Origin of the sequence: Pedobacter sp. P26 (assembly GCF_050632135.1) — a bacterium.
GTDB lineage: Bacteria > Bacteroidota > Bacteroidia > Sphingobacteriales > Sphingobacteriaceae > Pedobacter.
Genome location: NZ_CP192574.1, coordinates 2,708,937 through 2,729,567, shown reverse-complemented (window position 1 = coordinate 2,729,567; position 20,631 = coordinate 2,708,937). Strand labels below are relative to the sequence as shown.

At 37.2% G+C, this 20,631-nt stretch carries 23 protein-coding genes and 1 pseudogene; 11 read left to right on the top strand and 13 right to left on the bottom strand.

Annotated features, from left to right (window positions below; all coding sequences use genetic code 11):
* Positions 1–75: 75 nt before the first annotated feature.
* The 4 genes and pseudogenes from ACQ86H_RS12690 (at position 76) to ACQ86H_RS12675 (ending at position 2,428) form a co-directional block, all read left to right on the top strand.
* A complete protein-coding gene (locus ACQ86H_RS12690; protein WP_431295072.1) occupies positions 76–621 on the top strand; it encodes a hypothetical protein in 546 nt (181 codons plus the stop codon).
* Positions 618–812, top strand: a complete 195-nt coding sequence (locus ACQ86H_RS12685; protein WP_431295071.1) for a hypothetical protein — start codon at positions 618–620, stop codon at positions 810–812. The genes ACQ86H_RS12690 and ACQ86H_RS12685 overlap by 4 nt, the downstream gene beginning before the upstream one ends.
* Positions 799–1,413 carry an IMPACT family protein gene (locus ACQ86H_RS12680; RefSeq protein WP_431295070.1) on the top strand — a complete coding sequence of 205 codons (615 nt, stop codon included), beginning with the start codon at positions 799–801 and terminating at the stop codon, positions 1,411–1,413. Before ACQ86H_RS12685 ends, ACQ86H_RS12680 begins: the two co-directional genes overlap by 14 nt.
* A 156-nt stretch (positions 1,414–1,569) precedes the next feature.
* Positions 1,570–2,428 (top strand): annotated as a pseudogene (locus ACQ86H_RS12675) (nucleoside phosphorylase).
* Positions 2,429–2,670: 242 nt separating this feature from the next.
* On the opposite strand, the gene ACQ86H_RS12670 reads toward ACQ86H_RS12675, so the two are convergent.
* On the bottom strand, positions 2,671–3,066 hold the full coding sequence (locus tag ACQ86H_RS12670; protein WP_431295069.1) for a DUF1398 domain-containing protein: 396 nt from the start codon (positions 3,064–3,066) through the stop codon (positions 2,671–2,673).
* A 3-nt stretch (positions 3,067–3,069) separates the two neighbouring features.
* Positions 3,070–4,119 carry an aldose epimerase family protein gene (locus ACQ86H_RS12665; protein ID WP_431295068.1) on the bottom strand — a complete coding sequence of 350 codons (1,050 nt, stop codon included), beginning with the start codon at positions 4,117–4,119 and terminating at the stop codon, positions 3,070–3,072.
* Between the two features lie 76 nt (positions 4,120–4,195).
* Here ACQ86H_RS12665 and ACQ86H_RS12660 point away from each other — a divergent pair, with 76 nt between their 5' ends.
* From ACQ86H_RS12660 to ACQ86H_RS12650, 3 genes are all read left to right on the top strand, one after another.
* Positions 4,196–4,750, top strand: coding sequence for a galactokinase (locus tag ACQ86H_RS12660; protein ID WP_431295067.1), 555 nt, complete (start codon positions 4,196–4,198; stop codon positions 4,748–4,750).
* Between the two features lie 23 nt (positions 4,751–4,773).
* Positions 4,774–5,361 carry a hypothetical protein gene (locus ACQ86H_RS12655; RefSeq protein WP_431295066.1) on the top strand — a complete coding sequence of 196 codons (588 nt, stop codon included), beginning with the start codon at positions 4,774–4,776 and terminating at the stop codon, positions 5,359–5,361.
* A 63-nt stretch (positions 5,362–5,424) separates the two neighbouring features.
* Positions 5,425–5,955: an RNA methyltransferase gene (locus tag ACQ86H_RS12650; RefSeq protein WP_431295065.1), complete on the top strand. Its 531-nt coding sequence runs from the start codon at positions 5,425–5,427 to the stop codon at positions 5,953–5,955.
* Between the two features lie 127 nt (positions 5,956–6,082).
* Here ACQ86H_RS12650 and ACQ86H_RS12645 read toward each other — a convergent pair whose 3' ends face one another.
* From ACQ86H_RS12645 to ACQ86H_RS12630, 4 genes are all read right to left on the bottom strand, one after another.
* Positions 6,083–6,988: a ribonuclease Z gene (locus ACQ86H_RS12645; protein WP_138822341.1), complete on the bottom strand. Its 906-nt coding sequence runs from the start codon at positions 6,986–6,988 to the stop codon at positions 6,083–6,085.
* A 70-nt stretch (positions 6,989–7,058) separates the two neighbouring features.
* Positions 7,059–7,436: an STAS domain-containing protein gene (locus tag ACQ86H_RS12640; protein WP_138821607.1), complete on the bottom strand. Its 378-nt coding sequence runs from the start codon at positions 7,434–7,436 to the stop codon at positions 7,059–7,061.
* Positions 7,437–7,479: 43 nt separating this feature from the next.
* On the bottom strand, positions 7,480–8,424 hold the full coding sequence (locus ACQ86H_RS12635; protein WP_431295064.1) for a phosphoribosylaminoimidazolesuccinocarboxamide synthase: 945 nt from the start codon (positions 8,422–8,424) through the stop codon (positions 7,480–7,482).
* A gap of 96 nt (positions 8,425–8,520) precedes the next feature.
* Positions 8,521–9,480: a PhoH family protein gene (locus ACQ86H_RS12630; protein ID WP_431295063.1), complete on the bottom strand. Its 960-nt coding sequence runs from the start codon at positions 9,478–9,480 to the stop codon at positions 8,521–8,523.
* Positions 9,481–9,583: 103 nt separating this feature from the next.
* Between ACQ86H_RS12630 and ACQ86H_RS12625 the strand changes: the two genes are divergently transcribed.
* The 3 genes from ACQ86H_RS12625 (at position 9,584) to ACQ86H_RS12615 (ending at position 11,312) form a co-directional block, all read left to right on the top strand.
* Complete coding sequence (locus tag ACQ86H_RS12625) at positions 9,584–10,363, top strand: SAM hydrolase/SAM-dependent halogenase family protein (protein ID WP_138821610.1); 780 nt, start codon at positions 9,584–9,586, stop codon at positions 10,361–10,363.
* Positions 10,364–10,591: 228 nt separating this feature from the next.
* Positions 10,592–11,038, top strand: coding sequence for a hypothetical protein (locus tag ACQ86H_RS12620; RefSeq protein ID WP_431295062.1), 447 nt, complete (start codon positions 10,592–10,594; stop codon positions 11,036–11,038).
* Between the two features lie 127 nt (positions 11,039–11,165).
* Complete coding sequence (locus tag ACQ86H_RS12615; protein ID WP_431295061.1) at positions 11,166–11,312, top strand: hypothetical protein; 147 nt, start codon at positions 11,166–11,168, stop codon at positions 11,310–11,312.
* A gap of 101 nt (positions 11,313–11,413) precedes the next feature.
* Here ACQ86H_RS12615 and ACQ86H_RS12610 read toward each other — a convergent pair whose 3' ends face one another.
* The 4 genes from ACQ86H_RS12610 to rpe form a co-directional block, all read right to left on the bottom strand.
* On the bottom strand, positions 11,414–12,364 hold the full coding sequence (locus ACQ86H_RS12610) for a D-2-hydroxyacid dehydrogenase (protein ID WP_431295060.1): 951 nt from the start codon (positions 12,362–12,364) through the stop codon (positions 11,414–11,416).
* 74 nt (positions 12,365–12,438) lie between these two features.
* A complete protein-coding gene (serC, locus tag ACQ86H_RS12605; RefSeq protein WP_138821612.1) occupies positions 12,439–13,512 on the bottom strand; it encodes a 3-phosphoserine/phosphohydroxythreonine transaminase in 1,074 nt (357 codons plus the stop codon).
* A gap of 486 nt (positions 13,513–13,998) precedes the next feature.
* On the bottom strand, positions 13,999–16,419 hold the full coding sequence (locus ACQ86H_RS12600; RefSeq protein WP_431295059.1) for a TonB-dependent receptor: 2,421 nt from the start codon (positions 16,417–16,419) through the stop codon (positions 13,999–14,001).
* Positions 16,420–16,560: 141 nt separating this feature from the next.
* On the bottom strand, positions 16,561–17,232 hold the full coding sequence (gene rpe, locus ACQ86H_RS12595; protein ID WP_138821614.1) for a ribulose-phosphate 3-epimerase: 672 nt from the start codon (positions 17,230–17,232) through the stop codon (positions 16,561–16,563).
* 259 nt (positions 17,233–17,491) lie between these two features.
* Here rpe and ACQ86H_RS12590 point away from each other — a divergent pair, with 259 nt between their 5' ends.
* Positions 17,492–17,701, top strand: a complete 210-nt coding sequence (locus ACQ86H_RS12590; protein ID WP_431295058.1) for a hypothetical protein — start codon at positions 17,492–17,494, stop codon at positions 17,699–17,701.
* 290 nt (positions 17,702–17,991) lie between these two features.
* On the opposite strand, the gene pnp is transcribed toward ACQ86H_RS12590, so the two are convergent.
* The 3 genes from pnp to rpsO all read right to left on the bottom strand — a co-directional run bounded on the left by pnp (position 17,992) and on the right by rpsO (position 20,587).
* Positions 17,992–19,857 (bottom strand): polyribonucleotide nucleotidyltransferase, encoded by a 1,866-nt coding sequence (pnp, locus tag ACQ86H_RS12585; protein WP_431295388.1) that lies wholly within the window; start codon positions 19,855–19,857, stop codon positions 17,992–17,994.
* Positions 19,857–20,126, bottom strand: a complete 270-nt coding sequence (locus ACQ86H_RS12580) for a hypothetical protein (RefSeq protein WP_431295057.1) — start codon at positions 20,124–20,126, stop codon at positions 19,857–19,859. Before ACQ86H_RS12580 ends, pnp begins: the two co-directional genes overlap by 1 nt.
* Before the next feature lie 176 nt (positions 20,127–20,302).
* Positions 20,303–20,587: a 30S ribosomal protein S15 gene (rpsO, locus tag ACQ86H_RS12575; RefSeq protein ID WP_056096414.1), complete on the bottom strand. Its 285-nt coding sequence runs from the start codon at positions 20,585–20,587 to the stop codon at positions 20,303–20,305.
* Between the last annotated feature and the right edge of the window lie 44 nt (positions 20,588–20,631).

Here is a 20,631-nt window from a genome sequence, read left to right as displayed (position 1 = left end):
GTTGGCTCAAGCGGTACCAGATCAGTATCATTCAGGCCGTTACAATTAATTATCTGGCTGCACTAAGTTCATGCTTTGTTTTTTAAGCCGGATGTTAAACTAGTTACATCTACCGCACCATGGCCTGTTTACATTGCGCTGGCTATTCTATTGCCGTCGATATTCTTATTTCTTGCTGCATCAGTAAAGAAACTTGGGATCGTTAAAACCGACATAGCCCAACGCTTATCGTTATTTATTCCCATACTGGCGGCTTATTTTATCTTTAAAGAGGATTTTAACAACTTAAAAATTATAGGCCTTGCGATAGGATTTGTAGCTATTTTCTTAACCTTTCTTCGGAAATCTGATCATCAGGAAGCCAGGAAGGAAAGCCTGCTCTATCCCATTATGGTTTTTGTGGGCTTTGGCGTAATTGATGTTCTTTTTAAACAAATTGCCTTATACAAAGAACTACCTTATACAACTTCGCTTTTCACCGTTTTCTGCCTTTCATTTGTCGTATCGCTGCTCATTGTGATTACTATGGTCATTTCAGGCAAGATAAAACTACAATTGGTTAATGTCGTCTGTGGACTGATTTTGGGCTTTTTAACTTTGGCAACATTCTTTTTTACATGAAGGCGCACAAAGCACTGGCAGAAAATCCATCAACAGTTTTTGCTGCCATGAATTTAGGCGTTATCATTATCGGAACATTAATTGGCATAATTGCTTTTAAAGAAAAATTAAGTAAACTGAATTATGTAGGCATAGTTTTGGCTATCGCTGCTGTTATCTTCATAACCCTATCGCAAAATGCTGTTCGATGATTCCTATAAAACTATCGAAGGTGCCTCGGAAGGCATATTTCGTGATAAAGGCAGCAAATTTATTGCTTATGCCTACCCAATCCGCAATGAAGAAGAAGTAAAACCAATTATTGTGAACCTGCGGGCTGCAAATGCAAAGGCCAATCATTTCTGTTATGCATACCGTTTAACACCCAATCGCTCTGTTTTTAGGGTAAATGATGATGGCGAACCTTCTGGTACTGCAGGAAGGCCAATCCTGAATTGTTTATTATCGGAAGATATTACCAATATATTAATTGTAGTTGTACGTTATTTTGGTGGCACCTTATTGGGTGTTCCAGGTTTAATTAACGCATACAGAAACGCTAGTATAGAAGCTATTAAAGCTTCAAGAATAATTTCGAAAACAGTTAATGATGTGTATGAAGTTCATTTCGAATACCTACAAATGAATGATGTAATGAAATTGAGCAAAGAGGAAAATTTACAGGTTTTAGCACAACAGTTTGATACCAATTGTATATTGAAATTTGAGGTAAGAAAGGCACAACTCAATCAGGTTTTGAGTAAGTTTGATAAAATTGAAGGTGTTAAACTAAAATATCTACACACCATTTAATAGCCACAGACATTAGTTCTGCGTTGATTAGCGAAATCTGCAAGAATAAAAAAATGTACAAAGTGACATGAACGTAATTTAGTAACCACAGATAAAAAGGATCAACAGAGATAAATCTGTTGCCATGAGCGAGATCTGCAAGCAAAACAAACCAATATGAAAATATCCGAAAGCGACTTAATCATCAATCCCGATTGCAGTATATACCATTTAAATCTTCTGCCCGGAGATATTGCCGAAACCGTAATTACTGTTGGCGATCCTGACCGCGTTGGCGAAGTGAGCAAGTATTTCGACCAGATAGAACTTAAAAAAGGGAAACGGGAATTTATTACCCATACCGGTTTTATAGGTAAAAAAGGATAACTGTACTCTCAACAGGTATTGGTACAGATAACATTGATATCGTTTTTAATGAGCTGGATGCACTGGTAAACGTCGATTTTGAAACCCGCGAAGTAAAAAAGAATTAACCTCGCTGAATATTATCCGAGTAGGCACATCAGGAGCTGTGCAGCCAGATATCCCCATGGGAACCATTTTAGCTTCCTCTCATGGTTTGGGCATGGATGCTTTAATGAATTATTACCTACAGCAACTATCTGGCGATGAGCAACTTTTAACAGATGATATCAAGATACATTTTGGTCATTTAAAAAATATAAACCCCTATTTAACAGCTGCAGATGAAGGTCTTTTAAATACCATAGGCAAAGATATGGTTCATGGAATCACCATTACTGCTCCGGGCTTTTATGCCCCTCAAGGGAGGATAGTGAGGGCAAAAAATGCTGTCCCCGATTTCATCGGACTCATTAACAGCTTTCGGAGCAACCAATACCGGATTACCAATTTAGAAATGGAAACTGCGGGGATTTACGCTTTAGCAAAAGTTTTGGGACATAAAGCACTTTCTGTAAATGCTATTTTGGCCAGTCGTATAAAATTCGAATTCAGCAATGAGCCTGATAAAATTATAGAAAAGGCCATTAAAACGGTGTTGGAAAGGATTTAATTAAGGCTGATCAGTCACCAATATAACCTCCAGTGCATTAAGATGTATGAGGTGGTTAAAATAAACCATTAATAACCTATAAAGCACTAAAATTAACAACTTGTCCGAAAAACCGAAAAGTCAGATAGTAACATCTGACTCCACTTAAATAAATCTTCTTAAAAGATCTCTCCACTACGTTCACTTCGGTCGAGATGACGATGGTAGAGGAATAAAAAGGCCCGAAATTTCGGCCTCCATATTTATACTGTTCGTATCTTCTCTTTTATCAGTTCATTTCCCTCAGTATCCAAATACGTACAGGTCATTTCTTCCAGATCAGTTACCCATTTCTCCACGCCAGCATCTGCAGCTTGTTTACAAAAGGTAATATAATCTGTTTCACCTTGTTGATGTACTTTTAAAGCGTGCTCCAACTTTCCGGCAGAAGATTCTTCATTGATAACCAAAGTTGGATATTCGTCAGGACTCACCTGTTGTGCATTATCTTCGTCATCAAAATAAATCGATAAACCATTGCTTAAATAAACATCATTCCGCCTCACACCCAATTCCTTAATTTCTTTTATAAACTGCGGAAAATCTGCACCAGTTTTAATTTTTGATTCTGCTGCCCGGATGTTTTCAATAGTGAACATAATTTATTTATTTAATGAAACTTTGTAAATGGTTGTTTGCGTGTACAAATCTTCTGGTCTTAATATGGTACTTGGAAATTCAGGGATATTTACTGCATTGGGGTGATGCTGTGTTTCCACACAAAAAGCACCGAAGCTGACGTAATCCCTTCCGCCTTTGCCATTTCTCACATCCAAATATTTTGAGGTATAAAGATGTGCTACTGGTTCTGTTGTATATACGCTTAAAACTAAACCACTTTCTTCTTCAATTGTTTTGGTTGCCAGCGATAAATCGCCATAGATTTTATCCAGAACGTAAGTTTGGTCATAACCTTCTTCCTCATCCCAATCCTGCCCAATCGCTTTAGATTTTGTAAAATCCATGTGCGTACCTTCCACAGGAATCAGTTTACCTGTTACTGAATAATTACTGTCCTGCTCAAGGTAATTTGAAGCAAAAATCTGCTGTTTGTGGTTTTTAATATTTCCGCCTTCAGGAGCCAGATTAAAATAACCATGGTGTGTTAAATTGATTGCAGTAGCCTGATCAGTCTCAGCTTCATAACTTAAAATCAATTCATCATTTTCGGTAAGTTCGAAAGTAAGGTCAATGATCAGGTTGCCAGGGAAATTTTCTTCGCCATCCACACTTTCGTACTGTAAGGTAACCGACGATTGTGACCCTTCGCCCACTTCAACAATATCCCAAACTTTTTTATCAAAACCTTCTATACCGCCGTGTAGCGTATCGGTACCCGCATTTTGTGCCAGTTGGTAGTCCTCTCCATCAATGGTGAACCGGCCATTTTTGATGCGGTTGGCATAACGTCCTACAATAGCACCCAGATATGGATACTCAGTTAGGTAATCCGGATTAAGGTATTCCTCGAAAGTGTCAAAGCCCAATACAATATCCTGCATTTCGCCTTTGGCGTTTTTAACGATGAATTTGTTAATGATCGCACCATAATTGAAGATTTTAACATAAGTGCCTTTACTATTGATTAGTTCGATTGCGATAACTTCTTCGCCATCAATAATTTTTCCGGTAGGTATTTGCTGAACGCTCATAAATTGTAACTTAGGGCTTTTGTTTCCTAAACAAACATACTATTATTAATGCTTTTAATAAATATATTTTAGCCAAATGAATATTAACCTTGAGGAAAAATTTGCAGCGCAATATCATAAAAAAGCAGCTGCTCTATATTTTACACCCGGTCGCGTTAACCTCATTGGCGAGCATATTGACTACAATGGCGGTTTAGTAATGCCATGTGCCATTACCCTCGGAACGTGGCTGGCACTTGCGCCTAATAATGATAACAAATTCAGGTTTAAGAGTCTGAATTTCGAGATGGAAACCACTGTTGAAAGCAATGTTTTAAATGAAAAAGACGGAAGCCAATGGACCAATTATCCTGTAGGTGTAATTAATGAAATGATCAAAGATGGAAAAGAGATTACCGGATTGGATTTTCTTTTTTATGGGAATATCCCCATTGGATCAGGACTTTCTTCTTCTGCATCAATTGAGATTGCTACGGCGTATGCCTTAAACAATTATTTTAACCTGGGGTATGACCGATTAGAGCTTGTTAAGATTGCCAAAAGGGTGGAGAATGATTTTATTGGCCTAAACTCAGGCATAATGGATCAGTTTGCGGTTGCTTTTGGCGAAAAAATAAAGCGATTGTTTTAGACTGCGAGACTTTAAAATATAAAATGGTTGATGTTGATCTCGGCAATTATGTGCTGGCCATCATCAATACCAATAAGCCGCGCGAACTGACAGATTCTAAGTACAATGAACGTGTGGCCGAATGTCAAACAGCCTTAAAGCTATTGAACAAAGAAATTACACTTCAATATCTTTGCGAGCTTAATGCAGAAAAATTTGCGTTGCACAGCCATTTAATTACCAGCGAAACCATATTAAACCGCGCTACACATGTAGTGAAAGAGAACGACCGTGTTCATCAGGCTGCAAGGGCTTTAAACAGCGGTAACCTCGAAGAATTTGGCCGGTTAATGTATGCTTCGCATCAATCTTTAAAAAGCTTATACGAAGTAAGTGGAAAAGAGCTGGATACAGTTGTAGATTTCTGTACCGGCTATCAACATGTAATAGGTGCACGAATGACTGGTGCTGGATTTGGCGGCTGTGCCATCGCTTTATTGGAAAAAGGCTTCGAAGAAGATTTTGCCAGGCATTTAACCGATTATTATGTAGCTAAAATTGGTTACCCTGCTACCATTTACGTTAGCGAAATTAGCAATGGCCCACATTTAATAACAGAGACAAATAAGTAAACACAGATCCAAATATGTTAAAATCGGTGTAATTCATCAATCTGTGTAATCCTTTTAAAAATAATGAGAAAATTAAAATTAGACGAGTTAAATCGTCCGGATATTGAGGCGTTTAAGGCACAGGAAAAGTTACCTGTTGTAGTGGTTTTGGATAGTGTACGCAGCATGCACAATGTAGGTTCAATATTCCGTACCGCTGATGGCTTTGCTTTAGAAAAGGTGATTCTTTGTGGCATAACTGCACAACCACCACATCGCGAAATTGAAAAAACGGCTCTGGGTGCTACGCAATCGGTAGATTGGATTCATTATACAGACACTTTACAGGCTGTTGATGCACTAAGGGATTTAGGATACGAAATTATTGCCATTGAACAGGCAGAGAATAGCACAATGCTAAATACTTTCACACCGGATCCCAATAAAAAATATGCGCTTATTTTCGGGAATGAAGTTGATGGTGTTAGCGATGAGGTAATGGCTAAAATTGATGAGTGCATCGAAATTCCGCAATTTGGGACCAAACATTCTTTTAACATCGTAATTTCTGCCGGGATAGTATTTTGGGATTTCTTTGCTAAATTAAGACTTTAGTATCATTATTTCGACTGAAATGCAACAAAATGGAGAAATCTTTAAACAATGTAAAAAGATTTCTCTCCCAAAAGTTCGGGACTGCTCTCCATCTGATCGAAAATGAAGCGCGATTTTTGAAATCTGTTTACAGCTGAAAAGTCCTACCCTCAACCGCTAGCTCAGTATTTTCGAAAACAGACTGTGCTTCTTCTAAAAGCATTTGTAAGGTTTTGTAACGTGAAGAAAAATGGCCGATGAGTAATTTTTTAGCTCCGCTAATTTTTGCTACTTCTGCTGCCTGAAAAGCGGTTGTGTGATGTGTTTCTTTAGCCCTGTCCAGTAGGTCGTGCATAAAGGTAGCTTCGTGGTATAAGGTATCGCAATCTTTTATCGTAGTAAAGTACCTTTCATCAAATAAAGTATCAGAACAATAGGCATAACACCGTGGCGCATCTGCCGGTATGGTGTAATCTTCACTGCGCAAAATATCGCCATTGGGCAATTCTACATCAATCCCTTTTTTTAAGGCTGTATAATAAGCCATGGGCACTTCGTCTGCTTTATCTTTGATTAGTTTGCGCTGCCTTTTCTTTTGTTGAAAAATAAAACCTGTAGTCGGTATACGGTGATTTAAAACAATGGTTTTGACGATCAGGTCACTGTTTTCGAAAATCTGGGTAGATTGATCGGCTTCAATTGGAAAAAACTCAATAGGATACCTTAAAACGGTATCAGAATATTTAAACTGAATTTCTAAGATTTCAAGTAAAGGCTTGGGACCAAATATCTGTATTGGCTTTATCCTGCCGTTTAAATGCAAGCTTGATAATAATCCAATCAACCCAAAATAATGGTCGCCATGTAAATGACTGATAAAAATATAATCTATCCGGGCGGCCTTAAGGTTAAACTTGGCCAGTTGTTGTTGGGTGCCTTCACCACAGTCGATCAAATAGTATTTTTCGTTACAATTTAAAAGCTGTGCCGATGGATTCCTGTTGTATACAGGTGTTGCAGAACTGCTTCCCAAAATGGTAACTTCAAACTTCATCATGATCAGATATAAAAAGCCCCGTAGATTTTTAGAAACTACGAGGCCAGAATGTTATTTAAATATTTTGTTATTTAGCGCCTCTAAACTCTTTTTCCAACTCATCCATAAAGATGAAATCCGTTGCTTCGTCTAATGTATTAACAAACGTTACAGATTGAAATATGTTTGATAATTCAATAATTGATGCAAGCTCGTCGTTAATTCCCGTTACAATAAATAATCCGCCTGCCGATTTGCAAAGCCTGTCGCCAACTAATAAGCAACTTAAATCCTGTGCATCACTACACTCTGTAACATGACTTAAATCAACAATTATATTCTGAAATCCCTCGGCATTAAGCAAATAGAATTCTGCTTTTAAACCGGGAGCATTGTCGTTTGTAAACTTATGTTCTTCTAACTTTAAGGTTACATATTTATCGTGTTTATCTACTGAAAATTTCATCTCTCTAATCTTTATTGCACTAATGTATAAATTTCTTTCGAATTTAAAGTGTTCCCAAAGCCTTTAAAACATTAGTTTCAATGCGGCTGGAAATTGCATCAGCATCAGCTTTTATAAAAGTCTCGCCTACAATTTTTTCATAAAGTTCAATGTAACGTTCTGAAATTGAATTTACGATTTCCGGAGTCATTTCTGGCACAACCTGTCCGTCTTTTCCCTGAAAACCATTTTCAATTAACCATTTTCTAACAAACTCTTTTGAAAGTTGCTTCTGTGGTTCATTGTTATCCTGACGCTCCTGATAACCTTTAGCGTAAAAATATCGTGAAGAATCTGGTGTATGAATTTCATCGATTAAATAGATTACACCATCTGCTGCGCCAAATTCGTATTTTGTATCTACCAGGATCAAGCCGCTTTTTGCCGCAATCTCAGTTCCACGTTGGTACAGTGCGTAAGTATATTCTTCTAATTTTTCATAATCGGTTATCGAAACAATACCTTTTGCCAAAATATCTTCTTTTGAGATATCCTCATCATGACCTACCGAAGCTTTAGTGGTTGGTGTAATAATGGGTTGAGGCAGTTTATCGTTTTCCTTTAAACCTTCAGGTAAAGTAACACCACAAACAGAACGTTTACCAGCGCTGTATTCTCTCCAGGCATGTCCGGCTAAATAACCTCTGATCACCATTTCTACTTTAAACGGTTCGCAGATACGGCCAATAGTAACCATTGGATCTGGAACAGACAAAACCCAGTTGGGAACGATATCCTGTGTAGCTGCTAAAAATTTAGCCGCAATCTGGTTTAATACCTGTCCTTTAAATGGAATCGCTTCAGGCAATACTACATCGAATGCAGAAATACGGTCGGATACGACCATTACCATCGATTGATCGGCAATTGTATATACATCGCGTACTTTACCTTTGTAAAAATTACTTTGATTAGGGAAATTGAAATGGGTTTCTTTAAGTGCTTTCATGAGGCCGTAAAAATAGAGAAAAAGTCCGAAAGTCCGAAGTCTTTAGTCCTAAGTCGATTTTGACTTAAGACTACAGACTCCCCATTTTGGACTTAACTATTGAATATCTCCGTAAGCTTTCAGGATATCTTTTACCAATTTATGCCTCACCACATCTTCTCCACTTAAATAGATAATATCAATTCCTTTAATATCTTCTAAAATCCTCAAGCCATTAAATAAACCCGACATTTGTTTTTTAGGTAAATCTACTTGTGTAACATCACCTGTAACAATAAATTTAGCAGTCGGCCCCATACGCGTTAAAAACATTTTTAACTGCATATCGGTGGCATTCTGGGCTTCATCTAAAATCACAAAGCAATTATCTAAGGTACGGCCCCTCATAAATGCCAATGGTGCAATTTCTATTGTACGGTTTTCAATGTAGAATTTCAATTTCTCGGCAGGGATCATATCATCCAGCGCATCATAAAGCGGACGTAAATATGGATCAATTTTTTCCTTTAAATCACCTGGTAAGAAACCCAGATTCTCTCCAGCTTCAACAGCCGGGCGCGTTAAAATGATCCTTTTAATCTCTTTATTTTTCAATGCTCTTACCGCCAGGGCTACAGCTGTATAGGTTTTACCTGTTCCTGCAGGACCAATGGCAAATAGAATGTCATTTTTAGCAATACTGCTTACCATTTTGCGCTGATTTGCGGTTCTTGCTTTTACCAATAAGCCATTAGTACCGAAAACAATTACTTCTCCGCCACCTCCGGTTGGTTGTTCTGCATCTTTTTTTGCAACGCCCGCTGCCTTTGCACCTAATATTGTTTCTACGTCATTATTGCTTAGTGAGCTATATTTTTCTAGATGCGCAATTAGCTGGTTAAACTTCTCTTCGAAAGCCTTAAGTTCCTGTTCATCACCGAGAACCTTAACATCACTCCCTCTCGCCACCAGTTTTAATTTTGCGAAAGTACCTTTAATCATTTCGTAATTCTCATTGTTCGGCCCCCAAAAGTGAGCAGGATTTACGGTATCCAGGGTTAATTTTAATTCGTTCAAACTATAGTATTTTAAAAAGTTATCGGGGTATATTAATTAAAATTTGAATATTTGCAGGCGCTTAGGCCTGTACACAAGAATAAGCAATAATAATGAATTTTTAATGGGGATAATTACTTTAACAACAGATTTAGGTTCAAAAGATTTTTACCAGAGCGCCCTTAAAGGTAGTCTGTTGAGTCTTATGCCTAATGTTAATTTAGTTGATATTACCCATGAAGTTCCTTCATTCAATATTTCGTACGCTGCTTTCGTTTTAAAAAACGCTTATCCTTACTTTCCGAAGAATACAGTACACCTGATCGGTATCGATTCTGTATATAGCGAAAATACCAAATACATCGCGGTAAAGCACCGTGATCATTATTTTGTGGGTGCAGACAATGGTATTTTCTCGCTTCTGTTTGATGATGTTCCGGAAGACGTGGTAGAATTGAACATTATGCAGGATTTGAAATACCTGCACTTCCCATTGGTTGATATTTTTGTTAAAGCGGCTACGCACCTGGCCAAAGGAGGCAAACTGAAGGATATTGGTTTACCTGTAGCAGAGATTGAACAAAAGATGCTTTTGCACCCTGTAATTGAGCGGGATGTGATTCGCGGGAGTGTGGTGTACATTGATACTTTTTGCAATGTAATTACCAATATTACCAAGGATCTTTTTACCAAAATTCAGAAAAACAGAGACTTTACATTATACTTTAGAAAAAGTGAAACCATTACACAATTAAGCTGGCATTACAACGAAGTGCAGGAAGGTGAAAAACTTTGTCTGTTCGGCATCAGTAACCACCTCGAAATTGCCATTAATAAAGGAAAAGCCAGTGGATTGTTAGGATTGCACCTTGGTGATATTGTAAGGGTTGAGTTTCATTCTTAAAAGCGAAAAGACCAAAGCTAAAAAACTAAAGCGGAAAAATCCATATAGAAATTATAGTCATTTCGACCAAAATGGAGAAATCTATTGCCGAATTTATTTCCAGGTAGATCTCTCCGTTCCCTTGTACTTCAGGGGGATGACGAATATTTTGGGAACTTTGCATTACAAATGAACTAATGACGACTGAACCAACAAAACAACTTCTACCCTTTTCGCGTTTATATCCACATGAAGAAATATTTTTATCTGCTCTCACTGATCTTATTTAGTTTTCAAGCTTTTGCGCAACAGGATACTGCCGCTTATGCAGCACAAAGGATTAAAGTAAATTCTCTGCTTCAGGAGCGAAGTACTAAATTTGGCCAATATGATGAAAGCTTAACGCAGCGTTCAGGCATTTTTGGGTGGCAAACGAAAAAAGACATCAAAAATTCAAATGAAATTCTCCGTCAGGTGGTATTAACCGATAATAATATTTTCAAGGAACTGAAAATTTTAATGGATTATAAAGACCTGCAAAACCAACAAAAGGTGGCCGTTGCAGATAATTCTCAGGAACGGATTGAAGCTTATATGGGTACCATTAAAAAATTACAGGATCAGAATGCGCAGCTTAAAGAAGATTTAGAGAAAAAAATAAAGGAGGTTTATCAACCTATATTATTGTCTTTTTGATTTTAATAATGGCTGGCGGGTTTTATTTTTTCAATAAAAAACTGCATAATTACGAAACCGCTAAAATCAAGCCTTAATTACAATAAGATTTTAGCAGCTTTATGACCTTTAAATCAATAAACAAATTATGAAAAAAGGACTGTTTAAAATGCTGGCAAAGATAAACAAAGTAGTTTTGCCAAGTTTGTATAAAAAGGATCCGAACAAGCTGACCACTTTTCAGAAAGCGATATTAGGCTACCGGTACTGGGTAACTACAAATGCGTTGGACTAGTTTAGAAAAACCTCGCAGGTTTAATTGGTGGATTATTTATGTTTTCAACGGCCCCATTTGAGGGCTGCGCCGTTTAAAAACCCGCGAGGTTTAAAATATTACTATTTCTTAAAATGCTCAATAATTAACGTTGCCAATTCGGTACCAATACGTTCTTGTGCTTCGTTTGTTGAAGCACCTATGTGTGGTGTTAAAGAGATTTTAGGATGGGTTAAAATTTCTGCCAATGGTGTAGGTTCATTATCGAAAACATCTAAACCTGCAAAAGAAACCTTACCAGAGTTTAAAGCTTCAATTAAAGCCGGCTCATCAATTGTTCCACCGCGTGAACAGTTTACAATACCAACACCATTTTTCATTTTAGCAAATTCTTCTGCGCCCAAAATCGGTTTATCGGCAAATGGAGTATGTAAACTAAAGAAATCACTTCCTGTAATTACTTCATCTAAGGAAACCGTTTTAATCGGAATATTGACTGATTTACCACCCTGGAATTCTAAAGTAATTTCAGATTCAGATGGATATAAATCGTAAGCTAAAACATTCATACCTAAACCTAATGCCACTTTTGCAGTTGCACGACCAATACGGCCAAAACCGATAATACCGATGGTTTTACCACTTAATTCGGTTCCTTTAGCATAAGCTTTTTTAAGATTATTGAATTGTGTAGCACCTTCAACAGGCATTTTACGATTAGCATCCTGTAGGAACCTGATACCGGTAAATAAATGTGAAAAAACCAACTCAGCTACCGACAATGAAGATGCAGCTGGTGTATTTACCACTGCAACACCCTGACTGCGTGCATATTCTACATCAATATTATCCATACCAACTCCACCTCTACCAATTAATTTAATATTTGGAACAGCATCAATTAATTCTTTTCTAACTTTTGTTGCGCTACGAACGGTAATGGCATCATAATTTTTTAAAGCTTCAGCTAGTTTATCTTGCGGAATGGTTTCTGTATCCACCTGGAAACCTGCTTTTTCTAATAATTCTTTTCCGATCGGATCAATCCCATCGTTTGCTAATATCTTAATCATTGTTATTTATGATTGCGCAGATTTGATTAAATCGATTAAATAATCGTATAATCATCTGCGGTTATAATTAATTCTTAATTTGCTTTTGCTTGTTGTTCTTCAAAGGATTGCATGGCATCTATCAATGCATGAACACTTGTAATTGGCAAGGCATTGTACATCGAAGCGCGGAAACCACCTACACTTCTGTGGCCTTTAATTCCTACAATACCCTGTTCTTCTGCATATTTCAAAAATGGTTTTTCCAATTCTGTATTTTCCATTACGAAACATATATTCATTCTGGAACGGTCTTCAACAGCGCAGGTTCCTTTAAATAAGGGATTGCGATCGATCTCTCTGTAAAGTGCCTCAGCTTTTTGTTTGTTTTCTTTTTCAATTTCTGCAACACCACCTTTTGATTTTAACCAGCGAAGGTTTAATAATGCAACATAAATGGAGAAAACAGGAGGTGTGTTATACATTGAACCGTTGTCGATATGCGATTGATAGTTTAACATCGATGGAATTTTACGGTCGATTTTACCTAAAATTTCATCTTTAACAATGGCAATGGTTAAACCTGCCGGACCAACATTTTTTTGCGCTCCTGCATAAATTAAATCGAACTGAGAAACATCGATTACACGGCTCATGATATCTGACGACATATCGCAAACTACAGGAACACCGGTTTTAGGTACTTCGAAAAGTTCAGTACCGTAAATGGTATTGTTGGATGTATAGTGGAAATAAGCACTATCGGCAGGGATTTCGAAATCCTTAGGAATGAAGGTGTAGTTTGCATCTTTTGAAGAAGCCACCACGTTTACATTGCCGATCAATTTAGCTTCTTTTAATGCCTTGGTTGCCCAAACACCTGAATCCAAATAGCTTGCAGTTTGTCCATCGCCCAATAAGTTCATCGGTACCATTGCAAACTGTAAACTTGCACCACCTTGTAAAAATAAAACGGAATAACCCGACGGCACATTTAATAATTCTTTTACCAACTTATCAGCTTCAGCAACAACTGCCTCAAATTCGGTTGTTCTGTGCGAAATTTCTAAAATTGATAATCCATCGTTAAAATCTAAAACAGCCTGAGCTGCTTGTTTAAACACTTCTTGAGGTAAAATACAAGGGCCTGCGCCAAAATTATGCTTCATCTTATTATATAATGTTTTATGGGCGTAAATGTAAAATTTTTAAAGCAGTTATGCCCATAAAATCGTTACCTAAAAAATTAAATTTTGTTAAAAAAAGCCATAAACCGATTGATTTATTGCAGTTTTTATAATTAAATCGTTTTATTGAAATTAGCCGAAACAAACCCATCAGCTTACATAAACCTAATAGGGTTAAATACGGCAAATCATCTCAAAATACCAACTCAATAAGATAATACGATCTGAAAACTTGCACTTATAACCTCCCCAGCTTTTTAAAATTTGAAGACTCTTTTGAAACGATAGATTTGCGTTAGGGATTGTAAGGGTTCAGTGCCGATCCTTCATCGGTACCGGAGCAAAGCGTAGCCCTGAAAAGCCCTCCCCCTTTCCCGTTTTTCACGGGATTGGGTAACGCCCAAATCAGTTTGCAGTTGGCGATTCTCAGTTTTCAATCTGCAGTTTTCAGTTTACAATTAACAAGACTTAGTTTTTCAATTTCACAATCAACTTTAAATTAAACTGCCTGCCGGTTAAATAATTTGGAATGGCATATTGCACATTATCCACATCTTTTAGCCATAAGTAAGAAACGGTATTATTGATATTCAGCATATTAAAAACCTCAAAAAATAAAATAACCGAACTGAAATTTTTATCCAGAAATTTAGGTTTGTGCAAAGCTGCATCGTCAAGGAAATCTTTTGAGAAACCGATATCTACACGTTTATACGACGGGATAAAAAACTTATCTAAATACCGTGGTGTTAGCGAAGGACCAATTGGCAAGCGCGAACCGTAAAGTGCATTAAGGTGAACTTTATACGTCGGGCTATTCAACAGCCTGTCTTGAAAAAATATAGAAAAATTTAAGCGCTGATCTGTTGGCCGTTTTAAATAACCGGGATAAATTGTCGCTCCACTTTGAACATAGCTATCACCAATAATATCTTCATTGGCATGCATTACCGACATTCTGAAATAAGAAACAAGATCTTTAACAAACTCGCCACCAATGCTGAAATCAGCTCCGTAAGCGTAACCACGCGATACTTCATTTGCAAGGTATTTAATTCTCAGGTTATCAATTTTGTAAGGAATTAACCTGTCCGAATATTTAAAGTATGCTTCAGAAGTAAACTTCAGCCTCGTTCCTAAAGCATCAAACGCATATTCGTAACCCAATGAGGTATTATAAGAACTTTGCGCTTTTTGTTTGATATTCAATTCACCGGAAAAATCGCGTATGGTACGGTACGATGGTGGTTGTTTATATACCCCTGCAGAAAATCTCAGGATCTTATTGTTCGAATTTGGCCTATAGGCTATCAATATCCTCGGGCTGATCAGTAACTGTTTACTTAAAGAGCTATAAGTTGACCTCGCTCCCAGCTGTAATTCTGCCGAACTGGAAAGTGAATAACTATCCTGGATGTAAGCGCTATAATTGCTGATATCAAGATTGTTTTTTACATTGATTACGTTTTGCAAAACAATATTTTTGGAGTTATTTGGCAAGATAAACCCAGCTGAATCGGTATAATTATATTCATTTAACTGATCCTTATATAAGGATTTATCAAATTTTAAACCCCAGGAAAAAACATGGTTATCAAAATTCTGATCGACCTTAATTTCTGAAGCAAAAATTTGGGTATTTAAACTATTTCTTCCGTAATTATAGTAGCTGCCAATACCCTTGTTTTTACTTACCGGTCCAAAATTCTCTCCCGGAAAGCTATTGTCTACCTCGTCAAAAACATAGCTGCCGTTGATATCAAAACGTTCCCTTTCTATGGTGTTAAAATAGCTATTGACAAACTTGATGACCAAATTTGGTTTTGGAGAGTATGTTGCGGTAACAGCGCTACCTAAGGTTTGGTAATCGTCAATCTCCTGTCCCGTGTAATCTACATTTAACCTTAATGTAGTACTTAAAGAACCAAACTGTGTTTCTCTGTTTGTGGGTACCAGTTTAAACTGCCCAAGGTTAAAACTTCCCAAATAACTGATATTGAATTTCGGCGAAAAATCGTATTGATAAAGCAGCTGGGCATCGGCAAAATTAGGACTATAACTACCTTTCTCATCTTGTTTAATAAGCACGCTCGAATTATTTTTATAGCGTAAACCAGCCAACAAAAAACTATTTTTAAAAACCTTTTTTGCAGTTAAGGAGGTATTTAAAAGACTGGTACTAAAAGTAGTCTGGTTGCTATCAGGCTTATCATATCTGATATCTAAAATAGAAGAAAGTTTATCACTATATTTCGCTTCAAAACCACCGGCGGAGAACTTTGCTTTACTGACCAGATCTGAATTAATAAAGCTAAGCCCCTCCTGCTGTCCGTTACGGATTAATACTGGCCGGTTAATTTCTACATCGTTTATGTAAATCAGATTTTCATCAAAATTGCCTCCCCGAACGCTATATTGGGCACTTAATTCGTTATTTGTAGATACACCGGGCAACGTTTTTAACATGGTTTCGAAATTCCCCGAAAGCAATGGCATGGAGGATACATCTGTAATATTAATGGTAGTGGTGTTACTTAACTGATTCTGTTTATTGGTGATGTTGACCTGCTCTAACTCATTAATATTAGCGATTAAGTCCACTTGTTTAACAATCCGCGCACCCGAACGTTCATTAAATTTGATGGTTTGGGGTTGGTAACCTAAAAGAGAATATTTAATGCTAAATGTTTTCGACTTGGAATAAATGGTATAAACACCAAATTCGTCTGTAACGGTTGATTGCGCCTGTCCCAAAACAATAACAGTAACCTGGGATAATGGTAATTTTTCATCGTTATAAACTATCCCCGAGACCCTAACTAATGGCTGAGCTACAGCAAAACTGCAACCAGCTATTAAAAGGAAAAGGATGAGCCTAAATTTGAGCATTTTACGCGTAGAGATTTGGTTAAAATAGCCACAGATGCACACAGATAAACATGGATGTCATTATTTTTCAAAAAACAGGTAACAGTAGAATCCTGAGACATTCCCGATCTGTGTCCATCCTTTTTATCTGTGGTTAAAAACTTAAATGCTGACTGCGTTCGTTGTCAAGCTTTTCATTTTGGCAATGGTTTCAGTCGGATTATCTGTTGCAAAAATTGCATTTCCGGCTACGAAAGCATTGGCACCTGCGGATACTAATGTAGCAATATTTTGTAAACCAACACCACCATCTACTTCGATAACCAAATCTGCGTTAACACCTTGTATTAAAGTTTTTAGATCCTTTATTTTTTTATAAGTATTGTGAATAAAAGCCTGTCCGCCAAAGCCCGGGTTAACCGACATAATCAATACCAGATCAAGGTCTTCAATCACATCCTGTAGTAAGCTTACCGGAGTATGCGGATTTAAAGCTACACCTGCCTTGCAACCAGAAGCTTTAATTAATTGAATAGTTCTATGTAAATGTGTACAGGCTTCGTAATGCACTGTGATTCGGTCTGCTCCTGCTTTGGCAAAATCTTCGATATATTTATCTGGCTCAATAATCATTAGATGTACATCCAACGGTTTGACTGCATGTTTTTTAACAGCAGCCATTACCGGGAAACCAAAAGAAATATTCGGAACGAAAACGCCATCCATCACGTCAACATGGAACCAATCGGCCTCACTTTGGTTAATCATTTCAATATCGCGCTGTAAATTGCCAAAATCGGCAGAAAGTATGGATGGGGCTATAATGTATTTCATATTTATTATGTTTCGTCATTGTAAGGCAAGAAGCAATCTGATATAACTGCGACGCCAAAAGAGATTGCTTCTTGCCTTGCAACGAGGATTTATATTTTGGATTTTTACTAAGTATGCAAGTTACAAAATCATTTTAAACAAATTAGGTTGCAACAAAAACGATTTCAATCAGACTGAATAATACGATCAGTTCTGCTTTCCAGGAATAGCTTCGTTGAAAAAAATGGTTATTTTAGGGATAAATAAAAACAATATTCTTATGAAAACAAAACAATTAATTTTTGCTGGTCTCGCAATTCTTATCATGAGTGTAGCTTTTGGTTTTACAACGAATAAACCTAAAACAATTCTCAAAGTTAGTATTATTAAAAAGCAGTACGTCCGCCCGGACCAGGTATTCTTATCACTGCAATGGCTGGGAGTGATTATGGTGATTACCATTGTGCAGAGGTTGTGGCTGTTTTTGTAGCTAATTCAACGGATAAAATTATAACTGGTACACCAATTTTTACGAATTCGCATTTAACAACTCCATGGCCTAATGGAATAATAACAAATATTACAACAGGCAATTCTTATTTTGTCATCAATGGAATTGTTATGGGGGCAGCGACTCCTTGTTAAAAAATACATTACCCAACAAAAAAGCCCTTTCAGTTTTTTGCACTGAAAGGGCCTTATTATTTGTGCGTCACTCTGAATTTATTTCAGAGTCTATCAAGCAGATGCTGAATCAAGTTCAGCATGACGTATCGATTATTACGCTTGTGGTGCTGCCGGTTTTTCAGGTCTTGGTAACAAAACTTTACGAGAAAGTTTCATTTTACCTTGTTTATCTATGTCTAACAATTTAACCTCGATTTTATCACCCTCTTTTAATACACCATCCATGGTTTCTAAACGTTCCCATGAGATTTCAGAGATGTGTAATAAACCATCTTTACCTGGCATAACTTCAACAAATGCACCGAAAGGCATAATTGATTTTACTTTACCCTGGTAAACTTCGCCAATTTCTGGTTTAGCCACGATGTTACGGATACGGGTAACCGCTGCATCAATTGATGCTTTATTATCAGCAAATACTTCTACAATACCTTTACCATCAACTTCTTCTATAGAGATTGAAGCGCCGGTTTCGCGTTGCATTTCCTGGATAATTTTACCTCCAGGGCCGATAATTGCACCGATAAATTCTTTATCGATAGTTAAAGATACGATACGTGGAGCGTGTGGCTTGTAATCTTCGTTAGGTGAGCTGATGGTTTTCTTCATCTCGTTTAAGATGTGTAAACGACCTTCTTTAGCCTGTAACAAAGCTTTAGTTAAAACTTCGTAAGATAAACCATTGATTTTCAAGTCCATCTGACAAGCAACGATACCATGTTCTGTACCGGTTACTTTAAAGTCCATATCACCTAAATGATCCTCATCGCCTAAAATATCAGAAAGGATTGCATATTTACCAGTTTTCTCATCGGTAATTAAACCCATGGCGATACCAGAAACCGGAGATTTGATTTTAATACCAGCATCCATTAATGCTAATGTACCAGCACAAACAGTTGCCATTGATGAAGAACCGTTAGATTCTAAAATATCAGAAACGATACGGATGGTATAAGGATTTGCTTCACCTTGAGGCAATACTTTTTTCAACGAACGTTGTGCTAAAGCACCGTGACCAATTTCACGACGGCCTGCGCCTCTGTTTGGTCTAACTTCACCAGTTGAGAAACCAGGGAAATTATAGTGCAATAAGAATTTGTTATAACCATTAAAGAAAGCACCATCAATCATTTGCTCATCATCTTTGCTACCTAAAGTAACCGAAGTTAGTGATTGGGTTTCGCCACGTGTAAATACTGCCGAACCGTGTGCAGCAGGTAAATAACCAACTTCGCTCCAGATAGGACGGATTTCTGTAGTCTTACGACCATCTAAACGGATACCTTCATCCAGCAATAAATTTCTAATGGCATCGTACTGAACATCATGGTAATAATGTTTAGCCATTGCTTTGGTTAAATCTGCAGTATCTTCTGGCATTGCTTCGAAGAACTCGTTAATGATTGCTGTGAAACCTTCTTTGCGAACATCTTTATTGCCACCGGCTTTCGCTACAGCATAAACTTTATCGTAGGTATCAGCATAAACTTTAGCTTTTAAATCAGCATCATGGTCTTCGTGATTATATTCACGTTTAACCGTTTTGCCTGTAGCTTCTGTTAATTCAACCTGAACAGCACATTGAACTTTAATTGCATCGTGTGCAAATTTTAAAGCCTCAACCATTTCGTCTTCCTGAATTTCATCACACTCACCTTCAACCATGCCGATATCGTTAGCTGAACCAGCAACCATAAACTCTAAAGTTGCACGTTCTAATTCGCTGGCTTTCGGATTGATAATTAATTTACCATCAATTTTAGCCACACGTACTTCAGAAATCGGACCGTTGAAAGGAATATCAGAAACTGATAATGCAGCAGATGCTGCCAGACCTGCCAAACAATCCGGCATAATATCTTTATCAGCAGAGATTAGAGAAATCATCACCTGTGTATCAGAGTGATAATCACTTGGAAACATTGGGCGTAAAGCTCTGTCTACTAAACGTGAAATTAATACTTCGTAATCAGATAATCTTGCCTCACGACGTAAAAGCCTCCCGGGATACGGCCAGTAGCCGCATATTTCTCCTGATAATCAACCGATAAAGGTAAAAAATCAGTACCTGGTTTAGCACCAACAGTAGATACAACAGTTGCTAACAACATCGTATCGCCCATTTTTACCACAACCGAACCATCAGCTTGTTTAGCCAGTTTACCAGTTTCAATTTCTACAATTCTGCCATCGCCCAAATCGAACGATTTTTTTATTACATTCATTTAATTAGAATTATGGTGTGTTTTCCTCTTTCTACACACCGTTGTTTATATAGTTTTTGTTTTTGCAAACGAAGATAGGATTAAAAATGCCTATCTATAATAAAACCCGTTAAAAAAAATTAACAGGGAATTAAAAAGCCATTCCCTAAAGAATGGCTTTTAATGATAAAATTCGCTTATTTTTGTTTGATGATATCACGAAGCTCTAAAGCTTTGATGATAGCACGATAGCGCTCAATATCTTTTTTGTATAGGTAAGCCAAAATACCGCGGCGTTTACCTACCAATTTTTGAAGTGACAACTGAGTAGAGAAATCTTTACGATTTTTCTTTAAGTGTTCTGTTAAGTGCGCAATACGGTATGTAAATAACGCTACCTGACCTTCTGCAGAACCCGTGTTGGTTTCTACTTCGCCGTGTTGTTTAAAGATTTCGGCTTTCTTTTCTGGACTTAAATACATTTCTTGAATAATATTAAAGCAATAAAAATTAATTAATTGTGGCG

Excerpts from the sequence above, each read along its gene's own strand:
- ACQ86H_RS12635 (WP_431295064.1), bottom strand. The coding sequence starts at position 8,424 with ATGAAAGCACTTAAAGAAACCCATTTCAATTTCCCTAATCAAAGTAAT.
- ACQ86H_RS12650 (WP_431295065.1), top strand. The coding sequence starts at position 5,425 with ATGAGAAAATTAAAATTAGACGAGTTAAATCGTCCGGATATTGAGGCG.
- ACQ86H_RS12620 (WP_431295062.1), top strand. The coding sequence starts at position 10,592 with ATGAAGAAATATTTTTATCTGCTCTCACTGATCTTATTTAGTTTTCAA.
- ACQ86H_RS12625 (WP_138821610.1), top strand. The coding sequence starts at position 9,584 with ATGGGGATAATTACTTTAACAACAGATTTAGGTTCAAAAGATTTTTAC.
- ACQ86H_RS12665 (WP_431295068.1), bottom strand. The coding sequence starts at position 4,119 with ATGAGCGTTCAGCAAATACCTACCGGAAAAATTATTGATGGCGAAGAA.
- ACQ86H_RS12590 (WP_431295058.1), top strand. The coding sequence starts at position 17,492 with ATGAAAACAAAACAATTAATTTTTGCTGGTCTCGCAATTCTTATCATG.
- serC (WP_138821612.1), bottom strand. The coding sequence starts at position 13,512 with ATGAAGCATAATTTTGGCGCAGGCCCTTGTATTTTACCTCAAGAAGTG.
- ACQ86H_RS12645 (WP_138822341.1), bottom strand. The coding sequence starts at position 6,988 with ATGAAGTTTGAAGTTACCATTTTGGGAAGCAGTTCTGCAACACCTGTA.
- ACQ86H_RS12640 (WP_138821607.1), bottom strand. The coding sequence starts at position 7,436 with ATGAAATTTTCAGTAGATAAACACGATAAATATGTAACCTTAAAGTTA.
- ACQ86H_RS12670 (WP_431295069.1), bottom strand. The coding sequence starts at position 3,066 with ATGTTCACTATTGAAAACATCCGGGCAGCAGAATCAAAAATTAAAACT.
- ACQ86H_RS12685 (WP_431295071.1), top strand. The coding sequence starts at position 618 with ATGAAGGCGCACAAAGCACTGGCAGAAAATCCATCAACAGTTTTTGCT.
- ACQ86H_RS12600 (WP_431295059.1), bottom strand. The coding sequence starts at position 16,419 with ATGCTCAAATTTAGGCTCATCCTTTTCCTTTTAATAGCTGGTTGCAGT.
- ACQ86H_RS12655 (WP_431295066.1), top strand. The coding sequence starts at position 4,774 with ATGGTTGATGTTGATCTCGGCAATTATGTGCTGGCCATCATCAATACC.
- ACQ86H_RS12660 (WP_431295067.1), top strand. The coding sequence starts at position 4,196 with ATGAATATTAACCTTGAGGAAAAATTTGCAGCGCAATATCATAAAAAA.
- rpe (WP_138821614.1), bottom strand. The coding sequence starts at position 17,232 with ATGAAATACATTATAGCCCCATCCATACTTTCTGCCGATTTTGGCAAT.
- ACQ86H_RS12615 (WP_431295061.1), top strand. The coding sequence starts at position 11,166 with ATGAAAAAAGGACTGTTTAAAATGCTGGCAAAGATAAACAAAGTAGTT.
- ACQ86H_RS12610 (WP_431295060.1), bottom strand. The coding sequence starts at position 12,364 with ATGATTAAGATATTAGCAAACGATGGGATTGATCCGATCGGAAAAGAA.
- rpsO (WP_056096414.1), bottom strand. The coding sequence starts at position 20,587 with ATGTATTTAAGTCCAGAAAAGAAAGCCGAAATCTTTAAACAACACGGC.
- ACQ86H_RS12680 (WP_431295070.1), top strand. The coding sequence starts at position 799 with ATGCTGTTCGATGATTCCTATAAAACTATCGAAGGTGCCTCGGAAGGC.
- ACQ86H_RS12580 (WP_431295057.1), bottom strand. The coding sequence starts at position 20,126 with ATGAATGTAATAAAAAAATCGTTCGATTTGGGCGATGGCAGAATTGTA.